The following is a 13,801-nucleotide window of genomic DNA, read 5'->3' on the forward strand; positions in this document are numbered from 1 at the left end:
CTCCTAGAATTCATTGTAGATAAAACTTCCCTGACCACGACCAAGGTAGCTAAAAAAGTAGAGTAACATTACAAAGATAACAAAGAAAAACAGCGTTTTTAGTAAAAATTGAAGATGCTTATTCATCCTGTACCTTCTCTCAAATTGTATTAAGCCCTTACATTTTAAAAATAGAAAACTAAAGGGCTTTCTTTCTTAACGCTAATAAAACAAGAGGGAAACCTCTACATTTTCTCATATTATTGTACTATGATTACACCAAGAATACAAGAAAAAACCGACAGCTTCCATAAATAATCACTTGGAATGCAAAAAAAGCCAACAGTCTCGAGTTCCTGTTGGCTTTCCTCTTATAAATCGTCTGATTAAGCTGACAATACTTTACGTCCTTTACGACGACGGCTTGCAAGCACACGACGTCCGTTCTTAGTTGACATACGGTGACGGAATCCGTGTTTACGTTGACGACGGATCTTACTTGGTTGATAAGTACGTTTCACTTTTAGTACCTCCTCATAGATTTCGTATTCGTTTAGCCGGCTATATTTGATCAGTTACTAAACATACCATATTATTTTACATCATCTGTTGTTTACTTGTCAAGTGCTTTTTGAGGATAAGCTCATTAGTTTTTCACAGTGACCACAACGTAGCGATTTGGATCGCTACCTTCAGAGTAGCTATCCACGCCATCAATATGCGAAATGGCTTTGTGGACAATCTTGCGCTCGCTGTTACTCATCGGATCCATCCTAAAATCTTGACCACTGGCTAGCACACGGCTGGCAATCTTTTGACTAAAGTCAATCAGGGTTTCTGTGCGATGTTCCACATAATCATGGACATTGACCGACACCGAAAAAGCCTTTGAATAATGGTCATACAGATAATTCTGCGCTAACAACTGGAGCGATTTTAAAACCTTGCCATGATAGCCGATAATACGACCAGGCTCTGGTGTTTCAATCTGCAAATTGATTTGACGGCGCTTGGTAGTTGTCTCAATGCTAGCTTCCAAGTCCATCTCGTAGATAATGCGCTCCACATAGTTTTTGACCTGAGTTGCTGCTTCTGTGATGTCTATAGTTTGCGCTTCGTCTTTGTTATTGTCAAAAGCTGTCGCTACAAAAGCCTCAAAACTATCATCTGCCAAAGGAGCTGGCTCGTCCTCCAGAGGTTTGCTAGAAGCCGTTAGCTCCTCTTTTACCTCTTTAACTTCAGGTTCTAGCTCTTCTTTGGCAGCCGCCTCGCTTTTAGCAGAGGCGGGTTCGTTACTGGTGTCTACAATTGTCACAGACTCACTTTGTTGCATCATGTCACGGTTTAGACGCTCTGTAATACTTGTCACCTTGTGACGTGTCACTGAGGACGTTTTAGCAGTCTTTTCAAGCTCTAAACTTTCGATATCAACTTGAGCAGGTCTTTTTCCAAAACCTAAAAATCCCTTTTTCTCACGTGAAATCACACGGATATGCACTTTTAGGCGAGTCAGTCCCAGCTCATCAAGACCTTTTGAGATAGCCTCTTCTACCGTTCGCCCTGTAAATACTACCATAATAACTCCTTATTTCCGCTTTTTATGTGCTTTTTTCTGGGCACGACGGATACGTGCCTTACGCTCTTTTTCCTCTCTAGCTGCTGCTTCACGTGCTTCAATAATTTTAAAAGGGTTATTGAGCAACATGATTTGAAAGACTTGAAAGGCATTGGATACTGTCCAGTAGAGAGCCACACCGCTGGCAAAGTTCACCCCAAAAATAAAAATCATAATTGGAAAGCCATAGGTCATGACGCTCATCATTGGATTTTTCTCTGGCGCTGCTTTATTGGTTAGCCAAGTGGACAAGAATGTAAACAAAGCCGCTAAAAGAGGTAGGATAAAGTAAGGGTCTGGCTTTGCAAGGTCAAGCCACAAAAAAGTCCCCTCACGCAAAAAGGCAACACGTGTCAGCGCTTGGTACAATGCCCACAAAATCGGCAATTGAATCAGCAAAGGAATGAAGCTAGCGTAAAGGCTGACACCATTTTCTTTGTAAAGCGCCTGCTGCGCTTCTGCCAACTTGAGACGGCTCTCGCTGTCACGTCCAGAGTATTGACGTTGCAACTCTCTTAGCTTTGGCTGCAACTCTTGCATCTTTTGGCTGGACTTCATTTGCTTGCTAAAGAGCGGCATCAAAGCAGTCCGCAAAATAATGGTAAATAAGATAATCCCAATAGCGACGCTTCCACCAAAAGACAACCACTCGATTGCTTTAGCAAAGGCGTAGACAATCTGATCCCAAGCACCTTTTGAGTGACTGCTAACATCACCACGTCCACAAGCAGAAAGCACTAACAGTGCTAAGCTTCCTAATCCTAATAGTTTAACGTTTTTTTTCACCTTCTCTACCTTCCTGATAAATCGCTGCTAACTTCAAGACATGCAGGAGATTTTTCTTCATCTCATGATAATCCAACTGCTCAACACCAGACCTTGCAATCACCACAAAGTCATCTGTTGTAAGCTGCGGCTTCACCTCCTGCAAAATATGGCGAATAGAGCGCTTAATGCGATTGCGTACGACCGCATTGCCTAACTTTTTACTCACCGACAATCCCACACGAAAGTGCTTCTGCTCTACCTTTAGATGATAAATGACAAATTTTCGATTGGCAATACTCTTGCCTTCGTGAAATATCTTCTGAAAATCTTTATCACTCTTTACACGATAAGTTTTCTTCACAGTTCACTCCAAATATTCTATTTCTTTTCATTGTTTCCTTAATAAACACTATCCAAAACCACCACTAACTAAGGGATACATTTCCTTTTAAACCACCCTAATTAGACAAAGTAAACATAAGTACGGTGATTTAAAAGGGTAGTCAAAAAGGTAATTAAATTTTATGAGTTCAGCAGGCAAGCAACTAGCACCCTCTGGGGTGCTTTTTGATTACCTGATAACTTCCCAATATGTCCATTATACCATATATCCCATATTTTGCTTAACTATTTTGTGAAGTAAAAACTCAATAACAAAACGTTATTGGCTGTTCAAGTACAATATACCTGCAGCTGTCTTCTAAGGTAGCGTTTTGTTACCTTAGACTTTCTCCCAATTTTGGAAAAAAGCTGGAGTACCGTTTTGGTACCTCACGCACTAAATCAGTGCATGGGGTAATGAAACGTGACCCCATGCCACCCTATTTTGGGGCGTCATCTCATGCTGGGACGTTTTATCCCGTCATCCCATTCTAGGACTTCATCAACTCGCCAAATTTGATTCAAAGGGATGTCGTGTTTTGCGACTGCCTTAAAAGGTACCGTCAAATCAAAGACCCCTTGAGGGCGTAGCTGTAACTACAAACCTAACGGACGTACCCATAAGTACACCCGTTACAACCGTAGCCCTGACTACACTTGTTTTCAGCCGTCAGAATATGCTTATATTCGCCGTTTTCAGCGCTTAACGGTATCGGTGGTATAAATACCCATGATTATCTTTTTAGCTCGCTGTGCGTGTTCCTGTGGCTCTCTGTGAGCCGTCAGATTGCATGCTGTCCTGTCCTTTAATTTTGATTGAAAGTAATTGACACTACACCTAAATAGCGATACAATGGAGATAGAAAAAGGGAACTGCTGCTAACAGTCCCCTACGGTAACGCCGTCTAAGACGGCTAGCCGTGCCAAAAATTTTAGTTATTAAAATAACCGTCCTTGGCTCTGCTAAAAGTTAGGACGGTCTTTTTAATGTCATTTTTTATTGCTCATGATTGTTGCGACTAATACGCCAAAGGCGATCATCAGCGACAACGTTTCATAAACAGACACCGCCTGTTATCTCCTTTCTGTTGGATTTTTGGTCTTACATACATAAGCACCACCTCCAAACTAGAGACACGGCGAACCGCCTTTTACTTTGTTACCTTGGTCTAGTATAGCATAGCTTGCTAGCTCTGCCAATAGATTTTTTGCCCACGTCCTAGAGCGCTCATATTTGCGTTTTAAGGGCTGTTTTTATTTTGGGGTACATTTACCCACCAAAAACATTAAACGCTCAAAACACCCCCTTAAAATCAATCTGACAGCATTCTAAAACAAAAAGGCTAGGATAATTCCTAGCCTTTTGTGAAATGTCCGAAAAACATGTCCGAAATGAATACAAGATAACTAACAAGAACTAGTTAAGTCTATGTTGGTTACATCTATTACTATACCATATATCTACCTTGAAAGCTACTTATTTTTTTCTTTTTATGGAGTCGGAAATCTCGGGTATATATCACTTATGGAGTCTGAAGAGTAAGGATTCAGCATAAGGTTACTACGGAGTTCGGAAAGTTCGGATAGGGATGTTATGGATAACAAAAATAGGCAGATATGGAGGTCGAAAAGGACGGATAGAAATAAAAGAAGTGATTAACTGCCACTCCTCATCATAGAAATCTGCTCTAAACCAACTAGCCAAAGAGAGCTTCTAGGTCTAATCCTGTATCTGATCCACTCTGTTCATATTGGTCGATAACTTCAAACATCATTTTAATGTCATCACCTTTCAGCTGTGCGTGATAACCACTGATAAAGTCCTTTTCTGGGACAATGATTTTATCTAAGACAGCATAGTTTTTGCCTTTTTTACCGATAACGTAACCAACAACTCCAGTCGCATAAAGTAGCCCAGACGGCTTTTCTTGGATAGCTCGATAGTCCCGGACAAGCGTGATAGTGTGATTGTCACTATTGACCTCAACGGCGTTAGCAAAAGCGATAGCTTCGTTAACTTGGTAGCGTTCCCTCGGGGTGCGTAATAACATACCATCACGCCCAAACTCTGGGACAACGACAGCATTCAAGCCAACTTGTGATTTCTCTAGCCCTTGCTTTTTGCGCTCTGCTTCCATTTTTGTGAGCTCTACATAGTTATCTGCGGTATAGACCTTCTTACCGTCAATCGCTCCGACGGCTTCGATATTGTCAAACTCACCCTTGAAAAAGTCCAGCAGCGTTCCTTTAGGTTTTGCTACTGCGGTCTGTTCTTTCTGTAGGTTGTCAATCTCTTTTAAGATACCTTCTGTCATTTTGCTGTTTCTCCTTGCTTAAATACTAATAACTCTCCTGCGTTAAACCAATAGGCAAAACGTAAGTAAGCACGGTCTCTGACCCTGTAATAGTCGCTTTCGCTGATGTTGTGCTTCATGCTGAAACTTAAGTCTTTTAGGGTCACATCTTTGTGCTTTTCAAAAAAATTGTAGGTCAGCACTGTCTTGTACCTGCCGTCTTTGGCGTCTGCTAGCTCAATCGTTTCTTTGATTTCGTTCAGTAGCTGCCTAGCATAAAATACCTTCATCGACTGCCGTTTATCGTCAAGCCGTCCCCTAGCGATAGACTCCAAAACCAGTACACGTTTTACTAACTCCCTAACCTTGGCGATCGTTTTGCGTTCATCAACTTCACCCCAAAAATCAACACTGAAATCAAATAAAACTTTCTTCCCTGTTAGTTTAGGGTCATTAGCAAGCGTAACGTTATCTTGTGCCATGCTAATCCTCCTTGACTGTCAGCCAATCGCTGTTTGTGTAGATATTGTTGCCTTGGTGTATCTCGCAGGGGCGCCCCTGTTCGCTCAAGGACTTCACAACTGCGATAATATCGGCAAAACTATCAAAGGTTAGGGCTTCATCATTGCCCTTGTGGTCTTTGTAAATCACTGTAGCCGGTTGGCTAAGTTGACCGCTGTATCGTTCCATATTGACCTCCTGTTTAGCTGTGTTATTTCTTTCAAAGTATAACTTTATTATAGCGCTGTATGCTTGTTGTGACCTCTGATATTTCTCCCAAAACAAAAGCCCTAGCTTAAACTAGGACTTTGCTTCATTTTTTATCTTTATAGCGTTTTTTGTACTCATCCGCAATGATACGATTACGTTTAGCCTTGACCTGCTCATCACTTGAACCGAATAGCCAAGGTAAACCAAATAAAAGAAATATAACTACCCAAAAAATAAAATTTTCCATATCATTTCTCCTTGTCATTTAATCTTTCAGCATAATCACATAGCTTACCAGCAATCTTCAACGTCATGTTTTCTAACTTGCTCGTATTGTTGCGATAGCCATCAATAACAGAAATCCTAATCCCTGTTTCCTTTGAGATACGATAAGTCGTTACATCGCTCTCAAATAACTGCTGTATGGTTTTTTCAACTTCTTTAATCATTTAGTCTTCCTTATCAACCTTACAATGACATTATACCTTTTTTTAGGTATATAAGCAAGCGATTTGTGTTTATTATCATCGTTTTTTTGCTATAGAGAGTTTTCCACGCCCTCCAAACAGCAAGGCAGGAGTCAAACCTGCTAGAGCTCTCACGTTGAGCACTTGCTGGATTATTACTTATTAGGCATTTTAGCAGCAATTTTACTTAAGTGTTTTCCCCAGAGCGACAGACACCATAGTACTGCCGATGAGCAAATGATAACACCTCCGCTAATAGCAAATATCCAAAGCAGTATAGTTTTCAATAATTCGACCATCATGTACCTCTTTCTAGTCAAAAGTTAGCAATTCACCGTAATTGTACACTTCAGCAAATTCCAGTAAAGCATGCTCCAGAACCCTATAGAAGTCCGTCTCCTTTTAGTTTATTGATTGAGTACCGTTTATCCTTGATACCAAATGCTTTAAAAGAATTACCCTCCAGCCCTGTTAAGATACGGCTATAATTCCGCTCATTGTAGACCTGCTTTAATTCCTGCCCTGTCAAGTTCGTGTTGATAATGGTGTTCTTGCGATTATTCAAGACGTCAAATAGAAAATCTTGCTCCCAGTCACTTTTTGGCTTGATAGTTGCGTTCTTAGCTCCCAAATCATCAATGATCAGAAAATCAACTGACTGGAGTAATTTCACAGCTTCAAACTCTGTTAGACTTGCACCGCCGCCATAGTTCCAACCCTCCTTGATACGTTTGATAATCTCTGTTAAATTCACAAACAGCACCCTTTTAGGTTCGCCTTTTTCCTTAAAGCCTTCGTTTAAGGCTTTAGCCATTGCAACGCTAAGGTGGCTTTTTCCTATGCCTGTACCGCCTGTTAGCAGCGTGTTGCCGTTCATACCGTTAAGATATTTCTGTACCTGCCCCTTGGCAAAGTCTAACATCTGCTTTTCTTCTGTCGTTTCAGTTGTAAAGTTTTCAAAGGTTGCTTCTTTCAAGTTTTCTGGGATAACACTGTCTCGCATGAGTACGTTGTAAGTCTTTTGATAGACCCTAGCATTAAAACCTTTTTCAACAACACTGCGCTCCTTTTGTTTAATCAACTCTTTGGCGCATATAGGACAGTAAGGGGCTGGCTTCCTTGGCTTGTCCTCACCTGCCATCTTTAGCTCTCTGTCAATCTGGATAAGATTAACCCCATGTATCGGACAAAGCTCATCTAGCTGTTTCAAGTGTTCTAAATTCTCAAAAGGTTGTTGCATATCTGGTTACCTCCTTCTAAAATGGAACGTCTGGAAAAGGGTCGAAAGGTTCATTATCTGCTTCTTGCTGATTAGGCTGTTGCTGTCGCTGATAGTCAGCTTTATTTTGTTTGACCTGCTCAACGGTTCTCAACCCTCGACTCTGCCAATTGTTAAGAATAGCCCTTGTGTACCTAATAGACTTCCCTGCATTCAAGATAGTTTCATCTAGGGCAAATAACACTAAAGCCTGTCCATGAGTTTCTAACAAGTCCTCCACCTCCTCAACAACTCGACCACCTACCGACATTTCACCAAAGGCTTCCTTGAGTTTTTCAAAAATAGGATTTTTGTCGGCAACTTCAGCGGCTCCTTCTTGATTAGTAGTTCTTGATATATCAGTCTTGTTTATTAGTCTTGATATATTAGTCTTGATTCCGTGTAAATTGTTCACGCCCTGTTGTGTACTTTCTACACGCCCATTGTGTAAATTGTTCACGCCCTGTTGTGTACTTTCTACACGCCCATTGTGTAAATTGTTCACGCCCTGTTGGTCTTTCGGAACGCCTAGGTACAGTCTGTTGGGTTTATTTGCCCCTTGAGTAACCTCATTGAGTAATTGATAATCTGATAGCTCCTTTTTCAATTTCACAACGGTTTTATTACTGCAGTTCAAATCAAGCATAAACTGGTCTATCGTATAATACTGATAAGTGTAACCTTGTTCATCAGTCCAGCCGTTTTTGACAGACAAGTCTAACCTGTCAAATAGCAGCATGTACATTGACCTAGCACCAACGCTGAGACCTTGATATTCTTTACTTTCAAAAAGCGCTCTGGGCATTTTGTAAAATTTCATAGCTTGTTTGATTTCTTTGGTTAAAATAAGCACTTTGCTCTATCCCTCCTAATCTAATGTCAAAAAGTTATAAACGTCACTTTTTCGATAATAGATTTTCTTGCTATTCTCAAAAGGTGACTGGTAAGTCTTTAAACCTTGGATCTCCCATTTTCTTAGCGTTGTTGAGCTGATATCTAGTTTCTGGAGTAATTCCGACCTAGAAATTAAATCAAAGTCATCATTATCTTGCTTAGCTAGCTCTAGGCGCTTGGCTAGGTGTTCATCAATCTTGGTTAATAGCTCAAGCTCTGCTTCTTGTGATAATAGCTGCATGGTTCACCCTCCTAATGTCTCTCAATCTGCATAACAGCGCCATAGCGTGCGCCTACGACTTCATCCCTAGAATTCTCCCTAGGTTCTAAAGGCTCGCTATCAAGCGTAAAATAGCTTTCACGGCGTATTGCGACTATCAGCAAGACCATAGCCACCACAAAAAACACCAGGTAACCCATAGGACTTAGGTTCAGTTCATCAATCATTGCAAACCTCCTGTTCCCATCCTGCTTTTTCCAATTGCTCCAAAATATCGGCTGTTTTTTTCTGTATATCTGTCAATCTATCAATAATTAGATTTGTAACACCATAAACCCCAGAGCGGTTAGTAACTAGATAGTTAAATTCTTCTACATCATTTGGGTTCTGTAAAATATAGCATTCAACTATATCCGAAGCGCTCAAAATATCCGCTAAACCTGCATTGATAACGTCTATTTCACTCGTTAGTTCCTGTAATTTCATTTTGTCACCTCTCGTTTTTCTAATCTATTAAACCTTTTTTCTTGCTCTTAATCCGTCAATAGTCCCGAAACGCCAAATACAGGCGGCATATATAGCCCAACTTCTGACGGATGCCAATCCTGCATGGTTGCTTTCAGATAAGCAGGTTTTAGCTTATCCTTAACAGCGCAGTAGTTGACAATCTCTTCAAAGGTTGCCAAACCAATCTCCATGACTTTAGGGCGAATAGAGGGATATACGAAAGCGAGATAGCTTTTTCATATCCGTAGTAGCGTAGCAAGCCATAGATGCCGATTGCAAAATAATCACGCCCTAGCTCATCATCTTTTGGTTGAATAATGATTTCAGCGCTCGCCAAACACTCACGGATATTATTGACAAGGTGGTAAGAATTCGGTTCATCTAGCGACTTGTAACCCGCAAGGACTTTTTTCATTTGCTCGAACTGCTCGATATAGGCTACCTTGTATTCAAGCGCTCGCTGGCCAGTGTAACCCATAACTAAAAGTGTAAAACCCTTTTGGGTCATGTAGTAAATCGGTCGAATTTCACCCTTAGGGTCGGTGTACTCACCTTCCGCAAAATAGCTATCTAATGCGATTTCTGCAACGGGGGCAATTTTGCCCCCGTTAAATTCCAAGTTCTCAAGCTCATCAATTCGCTTGCGAATATCTCGCAAAACTCGCTTATGTTCTTTGTTGAAAACATCTGCTACTGTCAAACTATCAACGACTAATGTATCGTTATGTAAAATAATTCCTAAATCCATATTCCTATTTTTGAGTACACAAAAAGCGCACTCCCTTTCTGTAATTTTTGGTTCACAAAATAGAGTACGCATGTTATAATATAAGCGTATCTCATATTTTGTTTTTAAATATGGGTGCGTGGTTGCCTGAAGCTCAAAATTTGGTCGTGGAGAGCTTCGGGCTTTTCTTTTACCTCAAAGTTTCATCAAGCAATTTAACAGCTTTTAGGACAGTCTCTGTCTTTGACAGACCTGTTTTTTTAGTAACATCATCAATAAGTCTAAACTCATCTTCTGTTACTCGAATTGTAAGCCGTTTTTCTCGCTTGGTATTACCTTTCAAGGGTCGCCCCATTTTTTTAGCCATGTCTACTTCTCTTTTTGCTGGAGAATGTTAGTTACAGCTAAACCAACGATAGTTAGATCATTTAATAAATCAGATAAATCAAAACCATTTGTTAGCGAAACAATAAAGCTCATTACTGTTAAAGCAATAATGACATACATCAGTTTTTGAGTCATGTTGCATTCCCTACAGTACTATGATACAATGTACACGAAACCATCAAGGAGCTTGCGCTCCCTGCGTTTCGCTTTGGTTTTTAGAAGAACTCTTTTGCAATATCGTAGACAAGTTTAGCCAGCGTTGTGACTGCAACGACTAACTCTACTTTATCTTTTGCGGAGAGTTTTTCTTTTTCCTTACGATGCTTCATAGCACCTTTTCCTTTCTACTAGATTTGTGAGATTTCTCAACCTTACATAAACTATTATAACTTATGTACAGCGCTATGTCAATGGTTTTGTACAGCTTTTTTAAAAAAACTTTCGCCACGCACCCATATTCAATTGTCAAAGGACTATCTTTTTCTAGCAATTTATGCTAGAATATAAGCATAAAGACTTTATTAAACCCCTTTAGCCATAGCTTGCCTGCTGTGCTAATGTTGTTTAATTTGTTTTTTCTTCATATCTTCTTAAAGGCTTTTTGAGTTGGGGAGCTCCGATAAGCCTTTTTTTGTTGCGTTCATTTTTGGACACAACTCAACGGTGATTAGTGTAATCAATGTCACCCATCAGCATTGTTGCGAACGTAAACATCTTTCTAAGCTCTGTTAGCTTATTCGCTCTAGTATCAGCGTCTAATAGCGCCTGTGCTAGTCTGTCCAGATAGTCACATTCAGCGTCTACGCTGATACGTGGTTGTGGGGCTTGTGGGGCGTAGGGCAATTGCGTTTGTTGTTCGCCTAACTCCCAAAAAGCATTAATATACTTAGCGGTAAAGATAGCGCCCTTTTCGCCTGTCATCTTGTGCTGGATAAACTCACACCCTTTTTTAGTAATCTGATAACAAGGCTGTGTCTTGCCGTTTTTAGCGGTATAGCTGTCTGCTACCCAAAATTGAGTAGCGGGCAATTTTGCCTTCTTCAAATATTCACTATATCTGCGAATATCTTTCATCAATCTAGAATGTTCTTTACCTGCCATTTCAGCCACTAGACGACTATCTAGACTAATAACTTTTGCTTGTTCTAAATTAACTTGTAAATGTTCCATATTCTTTACCTCTCTATTCTATGTTTTACTGTTTCCCACTGTATCCGCTATACCATAAAATCACCACCTTTCAAGTTCACGCGCTTATGCAAATTCTGCATAAGCTATTAGTCAAAAATGTCTAATAGTCCTCTGCTAGCCATTCCATAACAGCGTTATAGATACGGCGTGGGGCGTCATAGTCGCCACGCTCTACTTTTCTTAGCGTAACGTTGGTAGTGTTCAGCTTCTTAGCTAAATCCTTGGCTGTCATCCGCTCAATAGCTCGCTTTACTCTGACTTGCTCAGCCATCTTTTCTGTAATCAGCATGTTAATAGCTCCTTTCTCTAAAAATAAAGGCAGACAGTGAAAAGTTGAATAGATTGATTGTCTGCTTGTAACTAAAAGGTGATATTTAACGTCACATTATTTAGTTTATGGTGTTATTTTATATCACTATAAACTATTTGTCAACTTTTTTGTGATATTTTATTTCACTTTTTATATACTTGAATGAAAATTAGTGTTATAATCGTAGATGAAAGGTGTTGATAAAATGAATAGATTGAAAGAACTACGCAAAGAAAAAAGCTTGACACAAAAGAACCTAGCAGATGAAATGGGGGTAACGAAGAGAACTATAATAGCTTGGGAAAACGGTGAGCGTGACATTAAATCCGAAAAAGCCCAGCAACTTGCTGACTATTTTGGGGTCAGTGTGGGGTATCTGTTGGGGTATGAAAATGATAAAGAGTTAAGAACTGCTATCACAAGGGATGTTGCTCATTTAAGTCCTTCAGAGTTACTAGACTATCTTAGTAATACGGGAGCACATAAGTTATATTCTAGCACAGAGCGCAGAGATGACCTTGTAGAATCCTCAAAAGAAATAATTGATAATTTACTTTCGGAAGATTTAGAAATAGTCTATGCCATGCTTTACAGAATTTATCATAGCGAAAGGAAAAATATAGACTGATTAATATTCCTACTAGATAAATTAAACGACAAAATAAGGGCATTCTCGTAACCCCTTAACCATGATATACCTTAAACCCTTTTAGCCATAGCTTGCCTGCTGATGTTTTAGAAAGGTTTATCATGAATATCAAAGAATACAAAAAGAAAAACGGTGCTATCGTGTACCGTGCTAGTGTCTATCTCGGCGTTGATGCCATGACTGGCAAGAAAGCTCGTACAACGGTCACGGCTACAACTAAAAAAGCCTGCAAGGTAAAGGCTCGTGAAGCGATTAACAACTTTATCGCCAACGGCTCAACCGTAAAGAAAAAAATAGCGGTTGTGACCTATCAAGAACTGGTTGATTTATGGTGGGATAGCTATAAAAACACCGTCAAGCCCAACACCCGCCAATCTATGAAAGGGCTGATAAGGGTTCATCTCTTGCCTGTTTTTGGTGATTATAAGGTGGATAAGCTCACTACCCCAATCATACAGCAACAAGTCAACAAATGGGCTGACAAGGCAAATAGAGGGCTTAAGGGCGCATTTGCTAACTATTCCTTGCTGCACAACATGAATAAGCGTATCCTAAAGTATGCCGTATCCATGCAAATCATAGGACACAACCCCGCTAATGATGTTATCGTCCCACGTAAGCAGCAGCAAGAAAAGACCAAAATCAAGTACCTAGACAACAAAGAACTGAAACAGTTCCTTGACTATCTGGACACGCTCGACCTATCCAATTATCAAAACCTCTTTGATGTCGTCCTGTACAAGCTATTGTTAGCCACTGGTTGCCGTATCGGTGAAGCGCTCGCCCTTGAGTGGTCTGATATTGACCTAGAAAACGGTATTATCAGCATTACCAAAACGCTCAACCGTCAGCAAGAGGTCAACTCACCCAAATCTAAAGCGGGATACCGTGACATTCCCATAGACAAGGCGACCTTGCTCATGCTGAAACAGTATAAAAAACGTCAGCAAGTGCAATCTTGGCAACTAGGACGCTCTGAAACCGTGGTGTTCTCTGTCTTTACCGAAAAGTACGCCTATGCATCCAAACTTAGAAAGCGCCTTGACAAGCATTTTAAGGCTGCTGGAGTAACCAACGTATGCTTTCACGGTTTTCGTCACACGCACACAACCATGATGTTATACGCCAACACCAGCCCCAAAGATGTACAGTACAGACTAGGGCACGCTAATCTTATGATGACAGAAAACACCTACTGGCACACAAACAAAGACAACGCTAAAAAAGCTGTCTCAAATTATGAAACAGCCATCAATAATCTGTAAAGGGTAGTTAAAAGGGTAACTAAACAGAAAAAAGCACTTTAGAAAACAGCTCTAAAGTGCTTCATATCAAGGTTTTACACCTCGTCAACCTATAAAAATATTATTTCTTTTCATTATAGCATATTTTTCCCATTAAAACAGCCCCGCTGGCGCTTTTCTCATGATAAACTCATAAAAA

22 protein-coding genes and 1 pseudogene are annotated in these 13,801 nt (G+C 40.3%); 2 read left to right on the forward strand and 21 right to left on the reverse strand.

The annotated features are described in order from the left end of the window. Positions 1-3: 3 nt before the first annotated feature. From G5B60_RS10345 to G5B60_RS10440, 21 genes are all read right to left on the reverse strand, one after another. A complete protein-coding gene (locus G5B60_RS10345; protein WP_115271280.1) occupies positions 4-126 on the reverse strand; it encodes a teichoic acid D-Ala incorporation-associated protein DltX in 123 nt (40 codons plus the stop codon). A gap of 239 nt (positions 127-365) precedes the next feature. Then, positions 366-500, reverse strand: a complete 135-nt coding sequence (gene rpmH, locus G5B60_RS10350; protein ID WP_000831903.1) for a 50S ribosomal protein L34 — start codon at positions 498-500, stop codon at positions 366-368. A 125-nt stretch (positions 501-625) separates the two neighbouring features. Next, positions 626-1,555, reverse strand: coding sequence for an RNA-binding cell elongation regulator Jag/EloR (jag, locus tag G5B60_RS10355; RefSeq protein ID WP_164683897.1), 930 nt, complete (start codon positions 1,553-1,555; stop codon positions 626-628). A 9-nt stretch (positions 1,556-1,564) separates the two neighbouring features. Then, positions 1,565-2,380: a YidC/Oxa1 family membrane protein insertase gene (locus tag G5B60_RS10360; protein WP_164683898.1), complete on the reverse strand. Its 816-nt coding sequence runs from the start codon at positions 2,378-2,380 to the stop codon at positions 1,565-1,567. Continuing rightward, the gene (gene rnpA, locus G5B60_RS10365) at positions 2,364-2,723 is read right to left on the reverse strand and encodes a ribonuclease P protein component (RefSeq protein WP_164683899.1); all 360 of its coding nucleotides are present in this window, start codon (positions 2,721-2,723) and stop codon (positions 2,364-2,366) included. Before rnpA ends, G5B60_RS10360 begins: the two co-directional genes overlap by 17 nt. 1,010 nt (positions 2,724-3,733) lie before the next feature. Continuing rightward, positions 3,734-3,811 carry a putative holin-like toxin gene (locus tag G5B60_RS11805; RefSeq protein WP_421038995.1) on the reverse strand — a complete coding sequence of 26 codons (78 nt, stop codon included), beginning with the start codon at positions 3,809-3,811 and terminating at the stop codon, positions 3,734-3,736. A 629-nt stretch (positions 3,812-4,440) separates the two neighbouring features. Further along, positions 4,441-5,058 carry a hypothetical protein gene (locus tag G5B60_RS10370; RefSeq protein ID WP_164683900.1) on the reverse strand — a complete coding sequence of 206 codons (618 nt, stop codon included), beginning with the start codon at positions 5,056-5,058 and terminating at the stop codon, positions 4,441-4,443. Further along, a complete protein-coding gene (locus G5B60_RS10375) occupies positions 5,055-5,519 on the reverse strand; it encodes a hypothetical protein (protein WP_164683901.1) in 465 nt (154 codons plus the stop codon). The genes G5B60_RS10370 and G5B60_RS10375 overlap by 4 nt, the downstream gene beginning before the upstream one ends. 1 nt (position 5,520) lies before the next feature. After that, on the reverse strand, positions 5,521-5,727 hold the full coding sequence (locus tag G5B60_RS10380) for a hypothetical protein (RefSeq protein WP_164683902.1): 207 nt from the start codon (positions 5,725-5,727) through the stop codon (positions 5,521-5,523). Between the two features lie 124 nt (positions 5,728-5,851). Next, positions 5,852-5,995 (reverse strand): hypothetical protein, encoded by a 144-nt coding sequence (locus tag G5B60_RS10385; protein ID WP_164683903.1) that lies wholly within the window; start codon positions 5,993-5,995, stop codon positions 5,852-5,854. A 1-nt stretch (position 5,996) separates the two neighbouring features. Then, positions 5,997-6,197: a hypothetical protein gene (locus tag G5B60_RS10390; protein ID WP_164683904.1), complete on the reverse strand. Its 201-nt coding sequence runs from the start codon at positions 6,195-6,197 to the stop codon at positions 5,997-5,999. A 400-nt stretch (positions 6,198-6,597) separates the two neighbouring features. Beyond that, positions 6,598-7,455, reverse strand: coding sequence for an ATP-binding protein (locus G5B60_RS10395; protein WP_164683905.1), 858 nt, complete (start codon positions 7,453-7,455; stop codon positions 6,598-6,600). Positions 7,456-7,471: 16 nt separating this feature from the next. Further along, a complete protein-coding gene (locus tag G5B60_RS10400; RefSeq protein ID WP_164683906.1) occupies positions 7,472-8,326 on the reverse strand; it encodes a DnaD domain protein in 855 nt (284 codons plus the stop codon). A gap of 15 nt (positions 8,327-8,341) precedes the next feature. Next, positions 8,342-8,608, reverse strand: coding sequence for a DNA-binding protein (locus G5B60_RS10405; RefSeq protein WP_164683907.1), 267 nt, complete (start codon positions 8,606-8,608; stop codon positions 8,342-8,344). 11 nt (positions 8,609-8,619) lie between these two features. Continuing rightward, positions 8,620-8,814 carry a hypothetical protein gene (locus G5B60_RS10410; RefSeq protein ID WP_164683908.1) on the reverse strand — a complete coding sequence of 65 codons (195 nt, stop codon included), beginning with the start codon at positions 8,812-8,814 and terminating at the stop codon, positions 8,620-8,622. Further along, positions 8,807-9,073, reverse strand: coding sequence for a hypothetical protein (locus G5B60_RS10415; protein ID WP_164683909.1), 267 nt, complete (start codon positions 9,071-9,073; stop codon positions 8,807-8,809). The genes G5B60_RS10410 and G5B60_RS10415 overlap by 8 nt, the downstream gene beginning before the upstream one ends. A 148-nt stretch (positions 9,074-9,221) precedes the next feature. Beyond that, positions 9,222-9,842, reverse strand: a complete 621-nt coding sequence (locus G5B60_RS10420) for a Rha family transcriptional regulator (RefSeq protein ID WP_164683910.1) — start codon at positions 9,840-9,842, stop codon at positions 9,222-9,224. 169 nt (positions 9,843-10,011) lie between these two features. Next, the gene (locus G5B60_RS10425; protein WP_164683911.1) at positions 10,012-10,188 is read right to left on the reverse strand and encodes a CopG family transcriptional regulator; all 177 of its coding nucleotides are present in this window, start codon (positions 10,186-10,188) and stop codon (positions 10,012-10,014) included. Between the two features lie 2 nt (positions 10,189-10,190). Next, positions 10,191-10,343 (reverse strand): hypothetical protein, encoded by a 153-nt coding sequence (locus G5B60_RS10430; protein WP_164683912.1) that lies wholly within the window; start codon positions 10,341-10,343, stop codon positions 10,191-10,193. A 522-nt stretch (positions 10,344-10,865) separates the two neighbouring features. Then, positions 10,866-11,378 (reverse strand): Rha family transcriptional regulator, encoded by a 513-nt coding sequence (locus tag G5B60_RS10435; RefSeq protein ID WP_164683913.1) that lies wholly within the window; start codon positions 11,376-11,378, stop codon positions 10,866-10,868. 121 nt (positions 11,379-11,499) lie between these two features. Continuing rightward, positions 11,500-11,688: a transcriptional regulator gene (locus G5B60_RS10440; protein WP_164683914.1), complete on the reverse strand. Its 189-nt coding sequence runs from the start codon at positions 11,686-11,688 to the stop codon at positions 11,500-11,502. Positions 11,689-11,914: 226 nt separating this feature from the next. Between G5B60_RS10440 and G5B60_RS11810 the strand changes: the two are divergent. Both G5B60_RS11810 and G5B60_RS10450 read left to right on the forward strand, forming a co-directional pair. Next, positions 11,915-12,110 (forward strand): annotated as a pseudogene (locus G5B60_RS11810) (helix-turn-helix transcriptional regulator); the annotation flags it as partial. Between the two features lie 349 nt (positions 12,111-12,459). Beyond that, positions 12,460-13,623, forward strand: coding sequence for a tyrosine-type recombinase/integrase (locus G5B60_RS10450; RefSeq protein WP_164683916.1), 1,164 nt, complete (start codon positions 12,460-12,462; stop codon positions 13,621-13,623). The last annotated feature ends 178 nt before the right edge of the window (positions 13,624-13,801 follow it).

Source organism: Streptococcus hyointestinalis, from assembly GCF_011039275.1.
In the GTDB taxonomy this organism is placed as follows: domain Bacteria; phylum Bacillota; class Bacilli; order Lactobacillales; family Streptococcaceae; genus Streptococcus; species Streptococcus hyointestinalis_A.

What these genes read in the sequence shown, in the direction of transcription:
- G5B60_RS10345 (WP_115271280.1), bottom strand. Translation starts at nt 126, where the DNA reads ATGAATAAGCATCTTCAATTTTTACTAAAAACGCTGTTTTTCTTTGTT.
- jag (WP_164683897.1), bottom strand. Translation starts at nt 1,555, where the DNA reads ATGGTAGTATTTACAGGGCGAACGGTAGAAGAGGCTATCTCAAAAGGT.
- G5B60_RS10370 (WP_164683900.1), bottom strand. Translation starts at nt 5,058, where the DNA reads ATGACAGAAGGTATCTTAAAAGAGATTGACAACCTACAGAAAGAACAG.
- G5B60_RS10375 (WP_164683901.1), bottom strand. Translation starts at nt 5,519, where the DNA reads ATGGCACAAGATAACGTTACGCTTGCTAATGACCCTAAACTAACAGGG.
- G5B60_RS10380 (WP_164683902.1), bottom strand. Translation starts at nt 5,727, where the DNA reads ATGGAACGATACAGCGGTCAACTTAGCCAACCGGCTACAGTGATTTAC.
- G5B60_RS10385 (WP_164683903.1), bottom strand. Translation starts at nt 5,995, where the DNA reads ATGGAAAATTTTATTTTTTGGGTAGTTATATTTCTTTTATTTGGTTTA.
- G5B60_RS10390 (WP_164683904.1), bottom strand. Translation starts at nt 6,197, where the DNA reads ATGATTAAAGAAGTTGAAAAAACCATACAGCAGTTATTTGAGAGCGAT.
- G5B60_RS10395 (WP_164683905.1), bottom strand. Translation starts at nt 7,455, where the DNA reads ATGCAACAACCTTTTGAGAATTTAGAACACTTGAAACAGCTAGATGAG.
- G5B60_RS10405 (WP_164683907.1), bottom strand. Translation starts at nt 8,608, where the DNA reads ATGCAGCTATTATCACAAGAAGCAGAGCTTGAGCTATTAACCAAGATT.
- G5B60_RS10410 (WP_164683908.1), bottom strand. Translation starts at nt 8,814, where the DNA reads ATGATTGATGAACTGAACCTAAGTCCTATGGGTTACCTGGTGTTTTTT.
- G5B60_RS10415 (WP_164683909.1), bottom strand. Translation starts at nt 9,073, where the DNA reads ATGAAATTACAGGAACTAACGAGTGAAATAGACGTTATCAATGCAGGT.
- G5B60_RS10420 (WP_164683910.1), bottom strand. Translation starts at nt 9,842, where the DNA reads ATGGATTTAGGAATTATTTTACATAACGATACATTAGTCGTTGATAGT.
- G5B60_RS10425 (WP_164683911.1), bottom strand. Translation starts at nt 10,188, where the DNA reads ATGGCTAAAAAAATGGGGCGACCCTTGAAAGGTAATACCAAGCGAGAA.
- G5B60_RS10430 (WP_164683912.1), bottom strand. Translation starts at nt 10,343, where the DNA reads ATGACTCAAAAACTGATGTATGTCATTATTGCTTTAACAGTAATGAGC.
- G5B60_RS10435 (WP_164683913.1), bottom strand. Translation starts at nt 11,378, where the DNA reads ATGGAACATTTACAAGTTAATTTAGAACAAGCAAAAGTTATTAGTCTA.
- G5B60_RS10440 (WP_164683914.1), bottom strand. Translation starts at nt 11,688, where the DNA reads ATGCTGATTACAGAAAAGATGGCTGAGCAAGTCAGAGTAAAGCGAGCT.
- G5B60_RS10450 (WP_164683916.1), top strand. Translation starts at nt 12,460, where the DNA reads ATGAATATCAAAGAATACAAAAAGAAAAACGGTGCTATCGTGTACCGT.